14 protein-coding genes and 1 pseudogene are annotated in these 20530 nt (G+C 44.4%); 2 read left to right on the top strand and 13 right to left on the bottom strand.

Annotated elements, in window-relative coordinates:
- Window positions 1-2: 2 nt before the first annotated feature.
- From BMZ55_RS01265 to BMZ55_RS01250, 4 genes are all read right to left on the bottom strand, one after another.
- A complete protein-coding gene (locus tag BMZ55_RS01265) occupies window positions 3-380 on the bottom strand; it encodes a response regulator (RefSeq protein WP_317041312.1) in 378 nt (125 codons plus the stop codon).
- Window positions 381-389: 9 nt separating this feature from the next.
- The gene (locus BMZ55_RS01260; protein WP_089817950.1) at window positions 390-3971 is read right to left on the bottom strand and encodes a response regulator; all 3582 of its coding nucleotides are present in this window, start codon (window positions 3969-3971) and stop codon (window positions 390-392) included.
- A 15-nt stretch (window positions 3972-3986) separates the two neighbouring features.
- Window positions 3987-5108, bottom strand: a complete 1122-nt coding sequence (locus BMZ55_RS01255; RefSeq protein WP_089817948.1) for an ATP-binding response regulator — start codon at window positions 5106-5108, stop codon at window positions 3987-3989.
- 325 nt (window positions 5109-5433) lie between these two features.
- The gene (locus BMZ55_RS01250) at window positions 5434-6441 is read right to left on the bottom strand and encodes an SDR family oxidoreductase (protein WP_089817947.1); all 1008 of its coding nucleotides are present in this window, start codon (window positions 6439-6441) and stop codon (window positions 5434-5436) included.
- A 390-nt stretch (window positions 6442-6831) separates the two neighbouring features.
- Between BMZ55_RS01250 and BMZ55_RS01245 the strand changes: the two genes are divergently transcribed.
- The gene (locus BMZ55_RS01245; protein ID WP_089817944.1) at window positions 6832-7329 is read left to right on the top strand and encodes a c-type cytochrome; all 498 of its coding nucleotides are present in this window, start codon (window positions 6832-6834) and stop codon (window positions 7327-7329) included.
- A gap of 14 nt (window positions 7330-7343) precedes the next feature.
- Here BMZ55_RS01245 and BMZ55_RS01240 read toward each other — a convergent pair whose 3' ends face one another.
- From BMZ55_RS01240 to cphA, 4 genes are all read right to left on the bottom strand, one after another.
- Window positions 7344-7790: a hypothetical protein gene (locus BMZ55_RS01240; RefSeq protein WP_089817942.1), complete on the bottom strand. Its 447-nt coding sequence runs from the start codon at window positions 7788-7790 to the stop codon at window positions 7344-7346.
- 254 nt (window positions 7791-8044) lie between these two features.
- Window positions 8045-8239, bottom strand: a complete 195-nt coding sequence (locus BMZ55_RS11420; RefSeq protein WP_233701864.1) for a hypothetical protein — start codon at window positions 8237-8239, stop codon at window positions 8045-8047.
- Between the two features lie 30 nt (window positions 8240-8269).
- Window positions 8270-8884, bottom strand: a complete 615-nt coding sequence (locus BMZ55_RS01235) for a cyanophycinase (RefSeq protein WP_233701863.1) — start codon at window positions 8882-8884, stop codon at window positions 8270-8272.
- A gap of 26 nt (window positions 8885-8910) precedes the next feature.
- Window positions 8911-11187 carry a cyanophycin synthetase gene (cphA, locus tag BMZ55_RS01230; RefSeq protein ID WP_089817941.1) on the bottom strand — a complete coding sequence of 759 codons (2277 nt, stop codon included), beginning with the start codon at window positions 11185-11187 and terminating at the stop codon, window positions 8911-8913.
- Window positions 11188-11585: 398 nt separating this feature from the next.
- On the opposite strand from cphA, the pseudogene ligD reads away from it, so the two are divergent.
- Window positions 11586-14240, top strand: a pseudogene (gene ligD, locus BMZ55_RS01225) (DNA ligase D).
- Window positions 14241-14305: 65 nt separating this feature from the next.
- Here the strand turns inward: ligD and BMZ55_RS01220 are convergent.
- From BMZ55_RS01220 to BMZ55_RS01200, 5 genes are all read right to left on the bottom strand, one after another.
- Window positions 14306-15361, bottom strand: a complete 1056-nt coding sequence (locus tag BMZ55_RS01220; protein WP_089817939.1) for an ATP-grasp domain-containing protein — start codon at window positions 15359-15361, stop codon at window positions 14306-14308.
- 586 nt (window positions 15362-15947) lie between these two features.
- On the bottom strand, window positions 15948-16301 hold the full coding sequence (locus tag BMZ55_RS11490; protein WP_089817937.1) for a HipA domain-containing protein: 354 nt from the start codon (window positions 16299-16301) through the stop codon (window positions 15948-15950).
- Window positions 16302-16356: 55 nt separating this feature from the next.
- Window positions 16357-17970, bottom strand: a complete 1614-nt coding sequence (locus tag BMZ55_RS01210; RefSeq protein WP_089817935.1) for an MFS transporter — start codon at window positions 17968-17970, stop codon at window positions 16357-16359.
- Window positions 17970-19124, bottom strand: a complete 1155-nt coding sequence (locus BMZ55_RS01205; RefSeq protein WP_233701860.1) for an HlyD family secretion protein — start codon at window positions 19122-19124, stop codon at window positions 17970-17972. Before BMZ55_RS01205 ends, BMZ55_RS01210 begins: the two co-directional genes overlap by 1 nt.
- A 15-nt stretch (window positions 19125-19139) precedes the next feature.
- Complete coding sequence (locus BMZ55_RS01200; protein WP_089817933.1) at window positions 19140-20450, bottom strand: TolC family protein; 1311 nt, start codon at window positions 20448-20450, stop codon at window positions 19140-19142.
- Window positions 20451-20530 lie beyond the last annotated feature (80 nt).

Genomic DNA, 20530 nt, shown 5'->3' with positions numbered 1-20530 from the left:
AACTAACCGAGTAATTTATTAAGTAAAACAAGCAATTCATCCACGTTCACCGGTTTGCTGATATATCCGTCTGCACCTGCTTCAAGACATTTTTCCCTATCCCCTGTCATGGCCTGCGCGGTAATGGCAATAACCGGAATATGCTGCAGCGCGGTGTCACTTTTTATTTTTCCTATGGCTTCATAGCCGTCCATTTCCGGCATCATCATGTCCATGAGTACTGCACCGATATTTTTGTTTTCTGCCAACAGTTTCAGGCCTTTCACAGCACTCGATGCGGAAAGACATGGGTATTTTTTAGCTTTCAGTACTGCCGTGAGCGCGAAAATATTCCGGCTGTCGTCGTCGATGATCAGGATTTCCTTTTCGGTATTCATCATTATGAATTTTTAAATTTTATCGTACAGCCATACTCTAAGTAATGAGATCAGCTGGTCGATGTCCACAGGTTTCGAAATATAATCTGACGCGCCTACGGCTATGCATTTCTCACGGTCGCCCATCATGGCTTTTGAGGTTACGGCGAGCACCGGCAGGTTTTTAAATTGAGTCATGCTACGGATTTCGCGGATGCTTTCGTAGCCATCCATTTCCGGCATCATCATGTCCATCAACACCACATCAATGGCAGGATCATTTTTCAGGGTGTTGAGTGCTTCTTTTCCATCCATTGCAGGAATTACTTTCATACCGTGAAGTTCCAGGGCTTTGGTGAGCGAAAAAATATTCCGCACATCATCATCCGCAATGAGTACGGTTTTGTCCTTCAATATATTGCGAAGTTCGCCCAAATTTTCGAAGCCTCCGTTAATTTGCTTGTTCTTTTTGGTTTTTTCTTCTACCAAGTGCAGAAACAAACCGGCTTCATCCAGGATTCGCTGGTAAGAGTACGCAGTTTTCACTACAATAGAATCTGCATATTTCTTGATTCGGTTTTCTTCTCCCTGAGAAAGGTTTTTTCCGGTGAATACGATGATGGGAAGCTGCTCCAGACCTTTGTTCTGTTTGATGGTCTCCAACGTTTCATAGGCGGTCCTGTCGGGAACTCCCATATCGAGAATCACACAGTCGATCTCACGTTTTTGCAGCGCGTCGATACTGTCTGAAACATTATTGGCGATGTCGGTATTGATGTTGTTCGCACTTAGGAAATAGCTCAGTGCTTTTGCATGCTGCTCGTTTTCCTCTACAATCAGCACTTTTTTTGGGCCTTTCGTTAGTACATTTTCAAGTTTTTTAAAGATTTCCTGCATTTGCTCCAGCGCAAATGGTTTATTGATGAAATCAACAGCGCCGCGCAGCAAACTCTCCTGTTTGAACTTCATTGAAGACATAATATGCACCGGAATCGGTTTGGTTTCAGCGTTGGATTTCAGAGCTTCCATCACTTGCCAGCCGTCCATCACCGGCAGCTGAATATCGAGCAGAATTGCCAGCGGTTTAAAATGCTGTGCCATTTCAATCCCTTCATCGCCACGTACGGCAACAAGCACTTTATAGTTTTTCGTGCGGGAAAAATCTACGAGAATCTTGGCGAAGGCCGTATCATCTTCAATAATCAATATCACTTTGTCGCCGGCCTGGATATTATCGCGGTCGTCACCGATGGATTCAGGAATTCGGTCAGAGATATAACGTTCAGGCTGTGGTTGGGTTTCTGGAATATAAACTGGCGCTTCCGGCTGAACTTCCTCCTGGGCATCCTGAATTTTTTCCGAATCTACAGGAACAATGAGGGCGAACTCGCTTCCCTTTCCTTCGGTACTTTGCAAAGTAATTTGGCCACCCAACAGTCTTGCAAGTTCACGGCTGATCGAAAGTCCAAGCCCTGTTCCTCCATATTTCCGTTGGGTTGAGCCGTCTGCCTGCTGGAAGGCTTCAAATACCAGCCGCACCTTGTCTTTAGCAATACCAATTCCGGTATCAATGACTTTAAAGATGATTTTTTCTTTCGATTCGTCTTGTGAAACTTTCAGCGTAATGCTGCCTTCGGAAGTGAATTTAATTGCGTTTGAAAGCAGATTTTTAAGAATCTGTTCCAGACGAAGTTTATCGGTACGCAGCATTTGTACTGCTTCGGGATCGGTCTCAATCCTAAGTTCCAGATTTTTATCTTTCGCAAGCGGGCTGAAAAGCATTCGCATATCGGCCGTAACTTCATTTAGAGGAACATCATTGAACTCGAGCGTCATTTTACCCGATTCAATTTTCGAAAGGTCCAAAATTTCATCAATCAGCGTCAGTAAACCCTGACCGGAACTCTGCATTACTTCTGCATATTCAACATACTGCTCATCAAGATCGTCGCTTTCAGACATAAGTTTCGAAAGCAGTAAAATGGAGTTCAGCGGAGTGCGCAGTTCATGAGACATGTTGGCAAGGAATTCCGACTTGTATTTGGTGCTTTGCTCGAGCTCACGCGATTTCTGCTGAATATCAATGTTTCTTTCCTCAATAAGAGCATTTTTCTCTTCAAGAAGGCTCGTGCGTTCTTCTAATTCCTGGTTGCTTTGCAGAAGTTCTTCCTGCTGCACGCGGAGTTCCTCTTCGGAAGCTAAAAGCTTTTGAGACTGAGCCTCAAGTTCGGTATTGATATTTTCCAGTTCAGCATGCTGAGACTGAAGTTCCTCGGATTGTGCCTGGGTTTCCTCTAAAAGTTCCTGAAGTCTCACTCGGCTCTGCGAGCTGTGGAAGGCAAGACCTATATTTCCCGCAACCGAGGAAAGGAATTCGAGTTGAAGCGGTGTATATTCATGCGTACTCGCAAGTTCCAGTACGCCCAAAGGAATATTGTATCTGGTAATTGGGACGGCCACGACATTGCGTGGTTTTGTGTTTCCGGTAGCAAAACTGATTGTGGTTTCATCATTGGGAATGTGTTCCAAAACAATTTGCTGTCTGGACTGGAACGCCTGCCCCACAATACCTTCACCAATCTGCAGGACTCTTTGGGTGTCGCTCCCAGCGAGGGCATAGCTGCCTTCCAGATGAAGCCGATTATCTTCCTGCTGCACATAGAGCGCTGCCACATGACTGTTGGTCTTGACGGTGATTTGGTCTAAAATATCTGCGGCCAGAACGTTGGTATTTTTCTCGCCCATCATACGGTCATTCAGTTGGGCAATCGAAGTGCTCAGCCATTCTTTTTCCTCTAGTGAGTTGAATGAAGTCTGAAGCGATTGAGCCATACGGTTCAGTGGCTCGGCTACATTCCCCAGGCTTTGCTGCGCGTTGTCATCAGAAAGAATATTGTAATCACCATCAGAAATCCGTGCGGTTACTTTCTCAATGGCGATAAGGCGGTTCACGGTTTCTTTATTTTTTTCTTCGAGTTCGGTGGCAAGTTTGGTTTTCTCATTGAAATCCAGCATGACCTTTCGGAAGAATACCAGGGTTATCGTTATGGCAAGCAGTGCCGAAATAATAATCAGGAACGGCGTGTACGAAGCAAAGGTGTTCATGGTATCGGTACGTTCCTGCAGAATTCTTTCTTCCTCGGTCTGCATTGTATCAATCGTAGCGCGAATTGCATCCATGTATTTTTTACCTGACAGCAGCTGTTCGGCCGTCACATCCTGATTTTTTAACCTTTTATAGTTTAAGTTTTTATCCAGGATCATAATCCTGGTTTCGATATTTACTTTTAACTGTTCCAGATTTTGGGCCTGTACCGGAGAGGGCGTAATTTCGCTGTTGAGTTCGGTTATAGCCTGCGCAATTTTAGCTTTGGCGTTATCATAAGGAGTCAGGAATGCTTCGTCGCCCGAAAGCAGATACCCCCGCTGGCCGGTCTCCGCATCTTTAACGAGCGAAAAAACCCTGTCCATATTTTTTATTGTATCGTTGCTTTCGCGGACCATTTTCGAACTGTCGATGAGGTTTTTAATACTGATAAATGATGCCGCGGAGCTTACCAGCAAGAGCAGCATTGATATGCCAAGTCCGTAAAGAAGATTGTTTTTAAAATTCATACATTTTAATTATGATTACGCATCCTTTTCGGGATGTAAGGGGATGTTAAAATAAAATTCGGAACCTTCGCCTGGCTCGCTGTTTACGCCAATGCTGCCCTGATGTCTTTCGATGATTTCCTGACAAATATAGAGACCGATTCCCAATCCCTGAAAACGCTCTGAAGTTTCCTCAACCCGGTAAAATTTATCGAAAATCCGAAGCTGATGATCTTTTGCTATTCCGATGCCAAAATCTCTAACCGAAAAATAAATTTCGTCGCCACGCTGTTCGGAAGTGATGAGAACTTCGTTGCTGTCGGGAGCATATTTAATCGCGTTAGTAATGAAATTAATTATGACCTGTTCCACGCGCATTTCGTCACCAAAAATTTCGGTATTGATTTCACCTTTTCTAATGAAATTCACATTGGGATTGGCCTGCTGCATGATTTCAATAATATGATCAAGAATTTCATTGAAATTGAAATATTTTTTATTGAATTTCAGTTTGCCGCTTTCAATCTTGGAGATATCGAGCAGGTCTGCTACCAACAAATTCAGCTTTTCAACCTGGTTCTGTACCTTTTGCAGCCGGGTTTTCACAGTTGCGGTGTCGTTTTTGTCCACGCTCCTTTCAAGTAACTGAATATAACCTTTAATACTTGTCATGGGCGTTTTCAGTTCGTGACTGGCAATGCTGATGAACTCGTCTTTTTTACGTTCAGCTTCTTTTCGGAATTCTATTTCTTCCAGAAGTTTTTTCTGCATTTCATTCAGCGCGCGGCTTTGCTCATAAATACGGTAAAATGTTTTCACCTTGAGCAAAAGAATATTCATATCCACGGGCTTGCTGATATAATCCAAACCACCTGAAATATAACCTCTTGTAATCAAATTTACATTGGCGCTGGCGGCGGAGAGAAAAATGATGGCGGTTTCTTTGGCTTTGCTATAGCCGGATATCGCTTCTGCAACTTCAAATCCATCCATTCCAGGCATCTGTACATCAAGTATGATTAATACGTAGGATTTTTTGAGGATTTTTTTCAGCGCTTCGTCACCTGAGGAGGCGGTATCCACCTCAAAACCGTTTTTTTCAAGAACGATCTTTAGCGAAATTATGTTTTCAGGAGCGTCATCAACAATAAGAATCATTTTATAGTAAATTTTTTACAGAAGTGGACAAATATAATGTTTTTGAACGTTAGAAGCTTAAAACAGGCGGATAAGACCGATGAAATATAACATTTCTAAGTTTATCATACTAAATTCTCTAAAAAGTCTGATCCCGCAAATCGCTCAAAAGTGACAAAATGAAAAAATACCGCGTTTTAAGGCGATATTTTTTGTAATTGTTAGATTTAAATTTTTAATTAAACTTAAGCTGCAGCGCCCAGTACCGCCGCTTTTTACTTTGATAGACAAAATGAAAAAATACCGCGTTGTAAGGCGATATTTTTCTGAGTAAACGTTGCAGACTTTAGTTAGAGACACCACCTAAAACCCCGATAATCTGGCCGGTGATGTAAGAGGAACAAACAGGCGCAGCGAGGAATACGTAGGTTGGTGAAAGTTCTTCCGGTTGTGCGGCACGTTTCATGGGATTTTTAGCTCCAAATTGCTTGACATCATCTTTTTTCTGATCGGCGGGATTTAAAGGTGTCCACACCGGGCCGGGCGCGACGGCATTGACGCGGATGCCTTTTTCTACCAGGTTTTTGGCGAGCGACTGCGTGAAAGCATTGATGCCACCTTTGGTGAGGGAATAATCGATCATCTTCTCATTGCCGAAAAGCCCGTTTACAGAACTGGTGTTGATGATGGAATCTCCTTCTTTCAGGTGTGGCAGCGCGGCCTTGGTCATGTAGAAATAGCCGTAGAGATTGGTTTTCAGGGTTAAATCAAAATGTTCATCGGAAATCCAGTCCAACTCCTCGGCGTGCGCCTGAAAAGCGGCATTGTTAACGAGAATATTGAGACCGCCGAGTTGGTTTACAGTTTCTGCCACGGCGGCGCGGCAAAATTCAGCATCGGTGACGTCACCGGAAAGGATTAAGGCGCGGTGACCTTCCGCTTCCACGGCTTTTTTAGTGACTTCGGCGTCTTCGTGTTCGGTGAGGTAAACGATGGCGACGTCGGCACCTTCGCGCGCGAAGAGGACGGCGACAGCGCGTCCGATGCCGGAATCTCCACCCGTGATGAGCGCGACTTTACCTTTTAATTTCCCGGAACCTTTGTAATCGGCAGCTTCATAGCGCGGCTGGAGCTGCATGTCGGCTTCCAGGCCGGGTTTTTCCAGTTTCTGGTCGGGAAAAGGCGGCATGGGCTCGTCGCGCTCGTTGGCTTGTGCAGATTTTCCGCCGGATTCTTCTTCTTTCTTTTTTGATTTTGATTTTTTATCGAGTTCATCGATATAATCCTGAATTTCACGGTGTTTTTTGGCGGTTATTTCGGCATTTTTTGCAAATTTTTCCAGATTGTTTTCCATCGTCGTATTTTTTTGTGTTGGTGAATTTTAAGCCAAGGAAGGAGCAAAGATTGTGCAAATGAAGCTTCGGAAAACGGGAAAGCTATTTGAAACGCGCCACCCTAGCCCTGATTGCAGCGGCTACCCCGCAACACGCGTGGGGAAAAGCGCAGGCGTGAGGAGTAATAGCGGAAAGCAGGTTCCCGGCTACGAAAGATTAGTGGTCAGTAATCACTTGTCGGTGGGACAAAATGAAAAAAAACGGTTAAAATGCGGCAAATAAATGCGGCGCTGTAACTTCAGGCTCATAAGTCGCTCACCTTCAAGGGTGGTGCCAAAAAAAATTTCGAGCTAAAAGGCTTATTTTTTGCGGATTTTTTGATAACTTAGTTTTTCCTAAACACTAATGCTATGAAAACCAACAAATTAAAAGACGTGTTATCGTTTGCGGGCTTCCTGGGAATGATTGGTGCCCTTATTTTCTTAACCACCAATTCTACCAGAACCTACAAACCGATCAGTGAATCGCAAACCGAGTGGAAAAACCTGAAAATTCTGCCGAAAAACATTACCAAAGACAGCCTGATGTTTGTGATGAAAACCTTCAATGCGTCTCTGGGCGTAGACTGTGCGCACTGCCACGCGTCACAAAAAGACAATCAGCAAAAGCTGGATTTTCCGTCGGACGCGAAAATGACGAAAGAAATTGCGCGCGGTATGCTAGCGATGACGAACGACATAAACTCCAAATATTTTCTGCCGCACCGCCCGGACCCGAAACCTAAAAATCTGGTTGCCGTGTACTGCGTTACCTGTCACCGCGGAAATCCGAACCCCGAAGAATATCTGCAGGATGTAAGCAAAATGATTCCGAGACTGATGCCGACCAAAGAGAAAAATGAAAAATAGCCGGTTTTACCGGCTTATTTTTTTGTTTTAAGTTTTGCGATAAGTTTCAGCAACGCCTCGCGGTTTTTGGCTTCGTGATAAAAGCGCGGCAGCTTTTCCAGCAGGGTAAAATGGCTGCGTTCTGTATGTTCGCGCAATGTGGCGGAAATATAGGCTTCCAGATAATCGAGGTGTTCGCGGTTAAAAGCGAAAAATTCTTCGCTTTTAAAAGGCGCCGCGAACCACAACTTAGCGCCGAAATATTCGTGTGCAGCGATTTGTAAGTCGCCGCGGATTCCCGCTACCTCAACGCTTGTGCTTACCGTTTTTGAATAACCGCATTGCAGACAGTACATGCGGGCTTCTTTTTTATCATGATCTGCAGTGGCTGTTGCATTTTTGCCACAGCCCCGACAGACAACATCTACGTGATCCTGGAAATGGCTGAGGCGGTGGTTTTGGTCCTGGAAACGGTGAGGCATGAAACTTATTTAATGTGTAAAGTTAGCAATTGTTTATTTCTCCAAATGTCTTCATGAGCTTCAGGCATAAACACAAAATTGCTGGTGCCGACACTAAAAAGTAGTTTAAACAGCAAAATTTTCGTTGCTCATCGAGGCAATTTTTGTTTTATGGTAAAATAGAAAAATCTGCACTTTTAGCGGCAGATTTTTTTGAATAGATCGGTTTATGTAAAAAGCCGCTCCAAGTTAAGCCGTTTTTGATTTAAGGTTAATTATTTTTTAGCCTCGGGTGGATTTTTAATTTCTAAAGTGCGTTTCTCCAAATCGAAAATATCGTGTTTGCTCATCAGGTGTAAAGTCATATTTTCAATGGAAAGGGGCGCGCCATTCACCACTTCCATCAGATTGCTTTTGCTGACATCCCTGCCGTCAAGCAGAATGGCAGCCCCCGAGCCGATGGCTTCCATTTTATTCCGATGGAAGAGCAAGGCGGTATTTTACTCCAAACCAACGCCTAAAACCGTGGGATTACTTACCACGACCTGAAAAAGCCGCGCAATACGTCCGCGCTCAATAAAATGGGTGTCAAAAACGATATGCTTGATGAAGCCAAAACCTGTGGCACTGGTTACGCCACCTTTAAATTCTGCCTCCGAACTGGCCCCTTCAATAATCATGCTCTCCGAAGCGGCAGCGGCTCCAGCCGAAGTGCCCGCATAAACGAAATCAGTTTTTTCGAGCTTTTCAAGTAAAATTCGGTAAAATTCGGTACCGCCGAGCGTAGTAGTGAGCGCAAGTTGCGAGCCGCCCGTGGTAAAAACCGCATCGGCTTTTTTTAACCGTTCCAGATTTTCAGGTTGATCTGCTTCGTGTCTCGTCTTCATCAAAAGAAAACCGCAATTTTCGGCGCCCAGTCTTTTGAAAGTTTTTACGTACTGCTTCCCCATTTCTTCGGGAATCGATGAAGCGGAGGTGATAATCTCAATGCGCGAGCACTTTTTATGCCGGGTTTCTTCAATAAAGCGCTGCAAAATGGTTTCGTCGTTATAGGCGTCGCGGTTGCCTTCCTTATCTTCCGCACCACCTACAATTAAAATTTTTCCTTTCGTCATAGATGTAAAATTTTAAAACTAAATTTTTAAGCAAGTTCAGGCGCAAATTCTTTAATAATCTTAATAACCTCCTGATAATTATCGCTCAGCGCGACGATAAAATCGCCTGGAATGGCAGCTTTAAGGGCAAAGCGGATGGCTTCTTTTTCGTCGGGAATTATCTTGTACGGTACTTTCCGACAGCTTCTTTCCAGGCCGCGGATCATTAGAGTGTTCATTTCGTCCAGTTCTCGGCCCCGTAAGCTGCTATCCTGACGGATGATGATTTGGTCAAACATCTGGCCGGCAAGTTCAGCAAGTTCTATAATATCTTCATCACGCCGGTCGCCCACTGCGGCAATAATTCCGACCTTACGTGATGCCTGCACATGGCTCAGATAGTCCTGCATTTCACGGACACCGTGCGGATTATGCGCGTAATCGACCAATACCGAAAAATCGCGGATTGTAAAATGGTTCATCCGCCCTGGTGTCTGTTCCGGACCAGGTAAAAAAGTCTGCCACGCCTCTTTGATCTGCGTTGCAGAAAAACCATACGCAAAGGCGGCGGCAGTGGCGGCCAGAATATTCGCCGTCATACATCGGGAAGTACCGTTCAATGTGAGCGGAATATCCTGAATGCTTGAAATTATGGCTTTTTCATTCCTTTTTATTACAACGACATTTCCGTCCTCAACCGTCACCACTAAGCCTCCCTTCCAGAGATGTTCTTCAACCGTTGGGTTGGTTTCCAGTGAAAAATAGGCTATATTACAGTTCAAAGTATTTGCGATTTGAACGCAACGGTGGTCCTGAGCATTCAGCACCGCCCAACCATCCTTTTTTACGCTTCGTAGCACAGCTGCTTTTACCTCGGCCAATTCCTCCAATGTATTGATGTTCTTGAGACCTAAATGATCAGCCGCAATATTGGTCAGGATTCCTACGTCGCATTCATCAAAGGCTAGTCCTGCGCGCAGCAGTCCGCCGCGTGCCGTTTCCAATACCGCAAAATCTACTAGAGGATCGGCTAAAACCAGCGCAGCACTGGAAGAACCGGAGCAGTCGCCCTTAACGATTTCGTGCCCAGCGACAGAGATCCCGTCGGTGGTGGTAAAACCCGGAGAATAACCGCAAGTTTGGGCTAAATGTGCCAGAAGCCGGGTGACAGTGGTTTTGCCATTCGTTCCTGTGATGGCAAAAATGGGAATGGTGCTGGGTTTTTCAGCCGGAAAAAGCATATCGATGACAGCAGCGGCAACATTTCGTCGCTGACCTTCCGAAGGAGCAAGATGCATTCTGAAGCCCGGCGCGGCATTCACTTCGATGACGGCACCGTTATTTTCCGCAAGTGGAACTGCAATGTCGGGAGTGATGATATCAATCCCACAAATATCCAAGCCCAGAAATGCGGCAGTTCTTTCGGCCAAAAACCGGTTTTCCAGGTGCACTCTATCAGTGACGTCAATCGCTGTTCCGCCGGTACTGAGATTGGCTGTTGATTTCAAAACAACCGTTTCATTTTCAGCAGGAACGTTTTCAAGAGTATAGTTTTTTTGGTTGAGTAATTTCTCGGTATCTGCATCCACGGAGATTTTGGTTAGAACTTTGAGATGGCCTTCACCACGGTTTGGGTCGGCGTTTACTTTGTCAATTAATTCCCTTATAGTGGATTTTCCATCGCCTTTGACCTGAGCGGGCTGGCGTTGCGCTGCTGCCACCAATTTTCCATTGATGACCAAAAGGCGGAAATCTTTACCTTCAACATACTTTTCAACCATCACCGAAGAGCGGAAATCTTTTGCTTCATCAAAAGCCTGTCTGGCTGAAAACAAATCCTGGATATTGATGGAGACACCGCGACCGTGGTTTGCACCGGCAGGTTTAATGACTAGCGGAAAGCCCAGTTCTTCACAAATCACCTCTAAATCTTCTATAGAAGTGCAAATTGAACCGTGCGGCACCGGAATACCTGCGTCATCTAAAATATTTTTGGTTTGATATTTATTGTCTACCGTTTCCACCGCGATACAGGATGATTTTCCGGTCATGGTGGCGCGGATGATCTGCTGATTTTTGCCATGTCCAAGCAGAATTTTGCAAGAATCGTTTAAGCGTCGCCACGGAATGCCACGTTTTTCGGCTTCAGCAATAATACTTAGCGTGCTGGGCCCGAGATTTTCGGTGTTGCGAAGCTTTTGTTGCATGGTACCAACCGCATAAGGAATTGAGTTTTGATTTTCGGCGTTCGAAGAATAAATTTTTGAGTTTTCGCTGCCTTCAGCACTGCTTCCGTGACGCGAATTTAGATTGGTGGAATTCATGAAATTATTCGTTTTTTTGGCTGTTGCTTCCGGAAAATGGTGAAATTCAATTCTCTTAGCGCGATTAAAAAAGTTTTAGAAGAGATTTCCTTCACCCACAGGAATTGCCATGGTTTTTTTTCGAATCAAAGAAAATGCCATGCTAATCCACTTATAGTCAGATAAGAAGGAGAACAGTTCACCCGTTCTCGATATTGCTTTTTTGAAAATGAACGGCTTAGTTTTTGTTTCGGCACTTTCTCATCCGCGCTGATTGTTTTGAAAATCCAAAATGCTCCATCTAAACGATTGCATTAATGCTGCTTTATTCAAAAAGAAAAAAACGAAAAATTTGCCCGTTTAACGGCAAATAAATTTACCGCTGATATCAACTTCTTCAAACCAAAAAAAACACAACGATGGCTTTAGAAAAATACCGTGAAAAACGCGACCAAAGTAAAACACCGGAGCCTTTTGGCGGAAAAACTTCAGGGAAAGAACTGGTTTTTGTCATTCAAAAGCATGATGCTTCGCACCTGCACTACGATTTCCGTCTGGAAATGGATGGCGTGCTAAAAAGCTGGGCCGTACCCAAAGGTCCATCGCTGGATCCCGACGTAAAACGGCTTGCCATGATGGTGGAAGATCACCCTTACGATTATCGGAAATTTGAAGGCCTCATCCCAAAAGGGCAATACGGCGGCGGCACGGTGATCGTGTGGGACGAAGGCACATATGAACCCATTGATGAAGTTAAGGGCGATAAGAAGAAACAGGAAAAAAGGCTGCTGGAGCAGCTAAAATCCGGCAAGATTAAATTCCGCATGCACGGCGAAAAACTGAAAGGCGATTTTGCTTTAATAAAAGCCTACGGCCGTGGTGAAAACGGTTGGTTGCTGATGAAGCTCGAGGATGAATTTGCTTCTACGGACGACATCACCAAAAAAGATAAATCGGTGATTTCTAAAAAAAGCATTGCCGAAATGGAAAAATCCCCGGACCGCATTTACGGTGAAGAAAAAGCAGCAAAAGCAGAAGACGAGGCAAAAGACAAAAAAATGCCGAAAAAGAGCCGAAAAAAACCGGCTGAGATTGCGGCGCTTTTGGAATCGGCACCGGACGAAAAATTTTATCAGGAAGTCGAACCCATGCTTGCCACATTGGTTGATGAGCCTTTCGACAGTGAAAACTGGTTGTACGAAGTAAAGAGGGACGGTTACCGCGCAGTGGCTTTTCTAAATGAAGGAAGTGTAGAGATGAAATCGCGCAATGATAAAAGTTTCAATGAAAAATTTTATCCAATTTTTGAAGAACTTAAAAAATTAAAAATCAATGCCGTTCTGGATGGAGAAATTGTGGTGCTGAATTCCGAAGGAAAAGCAGATTTCGGTGCGCTGCAAAACTGGCGAAGCGAGGCAGACGGCGACTTGGTGTATTATGTGTTCGACATTTTGTGGCTTGATGGTAAAGATTTGAAAGATTTGGTTTTCACGGACAGACGTGCTATTTTATCGGAAATTTTAAAAGAAAATAAAACCATCATGTTGAGTGAAGCCTTCGATACTTCGGGTATTGAATTTCTGGAAACTGCCAGGAAAATGGGTGTGGAAGGAATTATGGCAAAGCGGAAAGACAGCCGCTACCAGACGAAAAACCGTACAAAAGACTGGCTGAAAATCAAAGCCAATAAAAGACAGGAAGTGGCTATTGGTGGTTTTACACTAAATGAAGATTCCAACAAAAAATTCAGCAGTTTGTTGCTGGGCGTTTATGTAGGGAAAAAACTCGTCTACACCGGAAAAGTCGGCACCGGTTTCAATGCGAAAATGCAGACTGAAATGATGGAACTTTTCCAACCCTTAATCACCGATAAAGTCCCGTTCAGTGAAGAACCGGACGTCAACAAACCTTCGCGCTTCCGTCCAAATCCGCCCCATGCCACAGTCACCTGGCTAAAACCCGAACTTTTATGCGAGGTGAACTATACGGAAATCACGAGTGGCGGCATTATGCGGCATCCTTCTTTCCAGGGAATGCGCACGGATAAAGACGCTAAAAAAGTGGTTTTAGAAACCGAAAAACCAACGGAAGAAATTGTAATTGAAGAAACATCACCCATAAAAAAGCGCGGAAAAGCCGCAAGAAAAACTTTACTGAATCCGAAGGACAAAAGCCAGGTTCGGAAAATAAACGGCAATGAACTGAAATTCAGTAATCTCGACAAAACATTCTGGCCAAAAGAAAAGATTACCAAGCGTGACCTCATCAATTATTATTATCAGGTCGCGCCCTATATTCTCCCTTATTTAAAAAAACGTCCCCAAAGCATGAACCGTTTCCCCGATGGCATTGAAGGTGAGCAGTTTTATTAAAAAGATGTCACCGGTCGCGCGCCAAGCTGGGTGGAAACTTACCTTTACCACAGCGAAAAAGATAATCGGGACCGACATTATCTGGTGGGGAAAGACGAGGCAACGCTGTTGTATATGGCAAATCTCGGATGCATTGAGATGAACCCGTGGAACAGCACCATCGAGAAACCCGAACATCCCACTTATTGCATCATCGATCTGGATCCGGACCAAAATTCTTTCGACCAGGTGGTTGAAACGGCATTGGTGACACGAGACATCTTATCAGATATGGGCGTGCAGTGCTATTGTAAAACCAGCGGTTCCACAGGCCTGCATCTTTATATTCCACTAAGGAACAAATATACGTATGAGCAAAGCAAAGAATTCGCGCGTGCTATCGTAACTTTAGTACACCGTGAGCTGCCGAGAATTACGAGCATAGAACGCATAATTAAGGAGCGTGAAGGCAAGATGTATCTGGATTTTCTGCAAAACCGCCCGCACGCGACTATTGCATCCGTATATTCAGTCCGGCCAAAACCCGGTGCTACGGTTTCAATGCCGCTTCACTGGGACGAAGTAAAAAAAGGACTGAAAATGACCGATTTCACCATTTTCAATGCTTTAAAAAGGCTTGAAGAAGTAGGTGATATTTTTAAACCCGTTTTAGGAAAAGGAATTGATCTGCTGAAGGTTTTGCAAAAGTTTGAGGAGAAATAGTTTTTTATTTTTTCAATTTAGGGAATAAAGAAAAAAAAGAGCCGTTTATGCCGGGAAAAAAAACTTTAGTGAAATTCCGGGAAGTTAGCGTCGAGCTTTTTAAGCTTCGCAAAATGTTTGCGGCAATTTATCATGGTCGTCCAGCCTTGTGTAAAGTTATCGTATTTCACTCCGTGGGTTCTGTTTTGTCTGGAGATTTGAGTCAAAATCAGCCAGTGTTCAGCCAAAATTTTACAAGCTTTAAGCAATGAATTTCCGTTTCCGTAGACGTGATGTGGCTCGGCACCGCAGCCATTATATTCAATAATTGAGTAATTTTTACCTGCTTTTAAATCGTCTACCGAAGCACATTTGATGTCAAACCGCCCGTAAAATAAGCTATCAGAATACGAGCTGATTTCATCAAAAACCTGGTGCAAAGCATCATCTTTTTCATGCTCCAGACTCATTAAACGGCAGCCTTTGCTGAGGTTTAAAGCATAACTCAAACATAAAGTTTCATTATCTTTTAAAACCATTTGCAGCCGGTCTTTGTGCCGGATTTTCATCTCCTGAATTCGTCTGCTTACTCTGTCATTGGCCAACATCAACTGCTCAACAGTGGATTTTCCATCGCCGCAAATCTGCAGGTATTTCTTGCGTACAAAACCAGTGATGGTGCCGCAATTTTTGTTTGGAAAGCGGTAATAGAAAACGCTGACTTCAAGCGGATAATTTACTTTTTCCTGAATAAGGTAATCCACAGACATCGCGCCATTGTAAGCCAACAGCTGCGCGCGGTTGTGAATAATGCGAAACATAAATCCCATTCGCCCGATGTCGGGTTTTACAATGAATGGATATTTAAATTTGCCGTCTATGGCTTTCTCGACCTCACAAAAGGGTGTTGACTTCTTGACTAGTAAAGTTTCCGGAAAACTTCCGGGCGGTAAATGTTCGTAGATCGATGTTTTGGTGGCGCCCTCGAAACCTCCAAAAACCAATTTTGGGTTGGAAGGTGTAAAAAACCAAAAAGACCGGGCGCGCAGACAGTTCCAAACCCAAACGGGCAGAATCGGCACATATTTTATACGCCAGTCCCATCGCTCCCAGGAGGTTATTTTGAGAAACAGCGTTTGCATTTTAATTAAACTCAGTGTTTATTTTTTGTGAAGGTGATTAGATAATCTGGAAAAATAGTGCTTTCGCTGCTTTATTTCAACTTTTTGTGCGGCTTAAAATAGCTAAATCTCAGGATTTTAAGGAAATGATAAATTTATTTCCCGATACAGGATCTTAGCTTTCCTCTATTCATGGGAGTTTAGCTCGTAAAAGTAGTACAAAAGTAGTACAGGCTGAAATGCTGCAACATCTTTTCATGACACATGTTACCGAACATTTCGTCACCGCAAAGCCCGATGGATAAAGGATTTCTACTTTTTCGGGGTGTTCATTTCATGTCATTTTGTACACCTTGGGAAATGTAATGTATTGATTTGTAATCTTTTACGCGAAAAATAAAATACCGTTAAAATCTGCATTTGGGCGAAAAGTGCTGATTTTTGATTAAAAAAAACGCACTTTGTATGAGCTTTTTAATTCAGTATTAATCTCGAGAAAAATGGAAAAACATTTCAGTATAATTTTATATCGTCACGCGCCTATTTGCCAAAGTACAAAATCAAAAGTGATTTGCCTCTATCCAATACTCTGCAATTTGTCACAGGATTAATAATGAAATGCATGCTGCATTATTTCCTGTTCTCCTCTGGAAATTCCAATTTCTGAAGCGATATTTTGCCAGTTTCTCACTGCGTTCTTAATCTCATCAATTATGGAATTCATCCCGCCTTCATTTAACCTAAAATAAATACCGACGCTTTTTGCTAATTCCAAGCTCAAGGCATTATCATCCATATCAACATTCAGAGCTAATCCCTCTTTTTCAACCGAAGGATTTAAATCGTATGCAGGAGATAAAATCCATCCTTTATCGGTTAAAATGAAACCGTGATTTCTTAAATGGTCATCTGTATTTGATATGCAAATATTAAAGACAATTCGCCGCCATAACTGATAAATATTGTTGCTTTTTCTGGGTTACAAAGACCAACAGCAATACAGTTGAGCCTCATTTTTACAGCACGGCACCTGCGCCATCTTCCAATTCTTCCACCCTTTCGCGAAGTATTTTTACGTTGCCGTCTTTTCTGCGGCGCAAGGCTCCTGTAAATCTGGCTTTAGTCCAGCGGAACCTCGAGAATCTTACCCTGCCGAAATGATGCTGCAGTACATATATCATCATTCCAATAGCAGCAATGCAGATCAGGCCGTACACCTTTTTGTTGGCGGCTAAGATCGCGTTGAGCTGTATACTTTTATAACCTGATAAAGCCGACTGTGCCGACATTAAATTCGCGTCCATATACACCGCCAGATTTTGTACACTTTCCCACTGGAACTGATATTGCAGCCAAGATAAGAATGATGAGAATACAGCGGTCGCCACGAAACTCCGGAAAACCAGGATCAGTCCCATCGCCTGAAGCATCGATTCCATTTCCAGCTTATCAAGGGTGTAAAACCACACAGCGATGAAGAGCGCACATAAGCCGTAACCCTTCAGCACCATCGGCAGCAGCCAGCTTTCATAACTGAGTTCAGGCACCATCATAAAATACATCATCACGCTGTTAAGGAAAAAGGCTGCAATACCTGAAAAGATAAACATTTTCAGCGACCGTTCTGCCTTAAACCAATAGACGGCCACCACGCCTGCCACTATCACCCCGGGGATCATCATGATGTTCAGCGACGAATTCGTCACCATATCATAACCGAGTATTCCGACGGCGAATGAGCTCTGAAGCGAACTCGCACCAAGGAACACGCCGGTGAACAGCAGCATCAGCAAACCGCTCTGCACATTGCTTTTGGTGAAGATTCCAAAGGAGATATAACTTCTCTTCAGCATGAGCTGGCGTAGTGCGAGCAGAACGAAGCTGACGAGTGTTCCCCAAAATGATACGCGGATCGCAGACGCCTCGAACCAGTTGAGGGTTTTGCCAAACGAAAGAAAATACGCCATAAACAAAAAGGTGCCGGCAAAAAAGACCATGCTCAGCCAGTCGATCTGCGAGAAGGGCAGTTTGCGCGCGAAACGCTGGTTATGCTGGAAGATCACCGTAATCATGATCAGCACCAGACAAAGCCCCGCCGTAAGCAAATGAGGGTATTGCCACGTGGTGTGATAGGCTAATTTGGAAAGGTAGTAGCCGGCAACATTTCCGGTGATGATGGAAAAAGGATAAAATATCGCGTAAAAGCGGCCCCGTTTGCCGTCCGGACTTAAAATGAACATCAAAGGAAGGATAAATTCCAGCATCATAAACATCTTAAAAAACCCCATGATAAGTGCTGAAGCAATCATGATTTCTGCGACATCGGTCGTAGCGATGACGAAAGACAGCACCGCCGACACGGCCAGTGAAGTCACCATGATTTCTTTAGTCCGGAATCTCATTTTCACCCTCAGTATCAGCGGCATGGCGGTAGCCATTCCGATAAAAGAAGCAAAATTGGCCATCATCAGATAATCGGGCATGATGCCGAGATCACCAACCATCATACTGATATTCCCGCTGTTTACCGGATTCAGCGTCATGATCAGAATGGTGAATATGATGATAAGTAAAAGCTGCACAGGCTTCGGCACCCAACTTTTATACAGCCCTTTGTTATAATCCGACATTACTCTGATTTATTTAAAGTCACACTCACGTTCATCCCGGCACGCAGGTGCGCCACATCTTCTTTTTTATTATCTGCGGTAAATTCAATCCGTACAGGAATCCTCTGCTGTACTTTCACAAAATTTCCTGTGGAATTATCTACCGGAACATTTGAATATTTAGATCCTGTAGCGGCCGAAATAGCCGTCACCGTACCGATGAATTTCTTCCCGTCTAAAGCATCCGCAGTGATATTCATCTTTTCGCCGATTTTTACGCGTGGCATCTGGCTTTCGAGGAAGTTTGCGGTGATCCACTTCTGGCCGTTCAGTACGATGGTGCCCAACTGCTGCCCGGGTTGTACCAGTTGCCCTTCGTTGATCAGCCTTCTGCCCATCACGCCGTTGTAAGGGGCGGTAATTACCGCGTAGGACAAGTTGATTTTGGCCATATCGAGCATGGCTGAGGTTCGTTTTATTTCGGCATCATTTACCCCGAGGCGGCTTCGGGTTTCGCCGGTGGCAAGACTCGCTGAGTTTTTCTGGCTCAGAAGGGTTTCATACGCCGCTTTGGTAGCGTCATATTCGGTCTTTACCTGGTCGTACTGCTGCCTTGTCACCGCTTCGGAAGCTAGAAGGTTCTTGTAGCGGTTCATGTTCTGTTCAGCATTCCAAAGTCGGGCTTTAGCGCCGGCGATGTTCGCATTGGCAACGTTCACGTTATTTGAAACCGTATTCACTGAGGAGGAAGTTACGTCCCGTGAGGCGCGCGCATTCTGCCACGCAGCTTCAGCCTGTGCCAACTGGGTGCGGAGCTCGCGGTCGTCCAGTATGACCAGGGTATCGCCTTTTTTCACGGCCTCATGTTCGGTATATTTTATTTCTTTAATATACCCGGCAACACGTGTGTTTACGGGATTGATAAATTCTTCCACCTGTGCGGAGTTCGTGAAGTTATCGTCGCCAAGGTGAAAATAATGTTTCACCAACCAGTAGAAGCCGCCCACCGCTATTGCGAAAACAAGCAGGTTGATCACCGTTGTTTTTACTTTATTGCTTTTTTTCTTAGGTTTTTTAATAGGTGGCTGCACTTTTTCTTCCGGTTTTTTATGTGAAGCTTTTACTTCAGTCTCGTGCTGGATGATATTTTCGTTATCGGGAGTTTTTTCTGACATCGCTGTAATTTTATTTTATAAAGTTCCTGTTGTTTTCAATAAATTGTAATACTGGTACTGCACGTTAATCTCGCTGTTGGCGTACTGCAGTTCGGCTTCCAGTTTGGCATTGGTGGCATCAATCATATCGGCCTGCAGCGCGAGCTGGTTAAGGTATTTGGCTTCTATGATCTTATAGTTTTCATTGGCCAGTTCTTCGCTTTCTTTGTTAAGACGCGCCTGCTGCACGGCTTCCTGCCATTTGAGATAGGCGGCGTTGGTCTGCACATCAAGATTTTCCTGCTGCAGCACAAGCACGTTTCTGGCCTGGTTGAGCTGCAATTTCCCCAGCTGCTCCTTTTCTTTGGTTTTATAAAGGTTGTCGATATTATAACTGATGCTGAGTCCTGCCTGCCACGTGTTGGTGTAAAAATCCTGCGCAGGAAGCGAACTTGTAACGGGCCGCGCCATATCGTAACCGCCAAAGGCGCCAATAGTGGGTTTTTTATCGGTATTGATAATCACGATGTTTTTGTTGGCGAGTTCAATTCCGGTTTGCGCATATTTTAAGACCGGATGATTCTGATGCGCCCGGTCTAAATAGTAGTTCAGTCCTTCATCGGCCGCCACCCCGCTTAAAGTTGCAGTGGGCACAATAAGAACATCAGGCGAAAGCGCGATAGCGGTCGCCAGCTGATAATTTAAACCCGCACGGTTGTTGTCCAGCGTCAGAATTCCCTGCTCCAGGTTCTTCAGCAACAGTTCGCCACGTATGATCTCATTCCGCGTCACCATGCCCTGCTTATAAAATTTCTTTACGTTCTCAAGGCGCTCAGTCGCGAGTTTTCGGTTATTCAGAAATACATTTTTCTGGTTGATGATCCTTTGGATATCGAGATAATTCGACATCACAAGAAATTTAATATTCTGCTCATCTTTTTCAAGATCCAGTTCGGCAAGCTGTTCGCGCAGTTCCGAAACTTCAATCGATTTTCTCACAAGCCCGCCTTTATAAATAAGTTCTGACGCCTGGATGCTGTAGGTATTGCCGAAATGCGGCATGCTCACGGTTGCGATTTTAGACAGGTCTTTATCGAGGATCAGCGCATCACCCAGATAAAAGGCATTGGCAGAAGCGGTGATGTTCGGCAGTTTCTGCAACGCTGCGTTTTTGGTCTGCTGGCGCGCAATCAGGATGTTTTCTGACGAAAGCTTAAGCTGCGTGTGGTTCTCGAGGGCCATCTGCACCACCTCGTCCAGCACTAAGGTGCGTTCCGTGGTTTGAGCGGTGGCTTCGAAAAAAAACAGACTCAGCAATAATACAGTCAGCGTGTTTTTCAGTTTCATATTTTCTGTGGTTTATTTAACGGTGCAAAGCTACCGGTATACGAGACCCCAGAAAATGACGGAAAGAACGAATAAAATGT

This window comes from Kaistella treverensis (assembly GCF_900114045.1).
Taxonomy (GTDB): domain Bacteria; phylum Bacteroidota; class Bacteroidia; order Flavobacteriales; family Weeksellaceae; genus Kaistella; species Kaistella treverensis.
The sequence above is the reverse complement of the archived record's forward strand: the minus strand, read 5'-3'. Positions and strand labels throughout refer to the sequence as shown.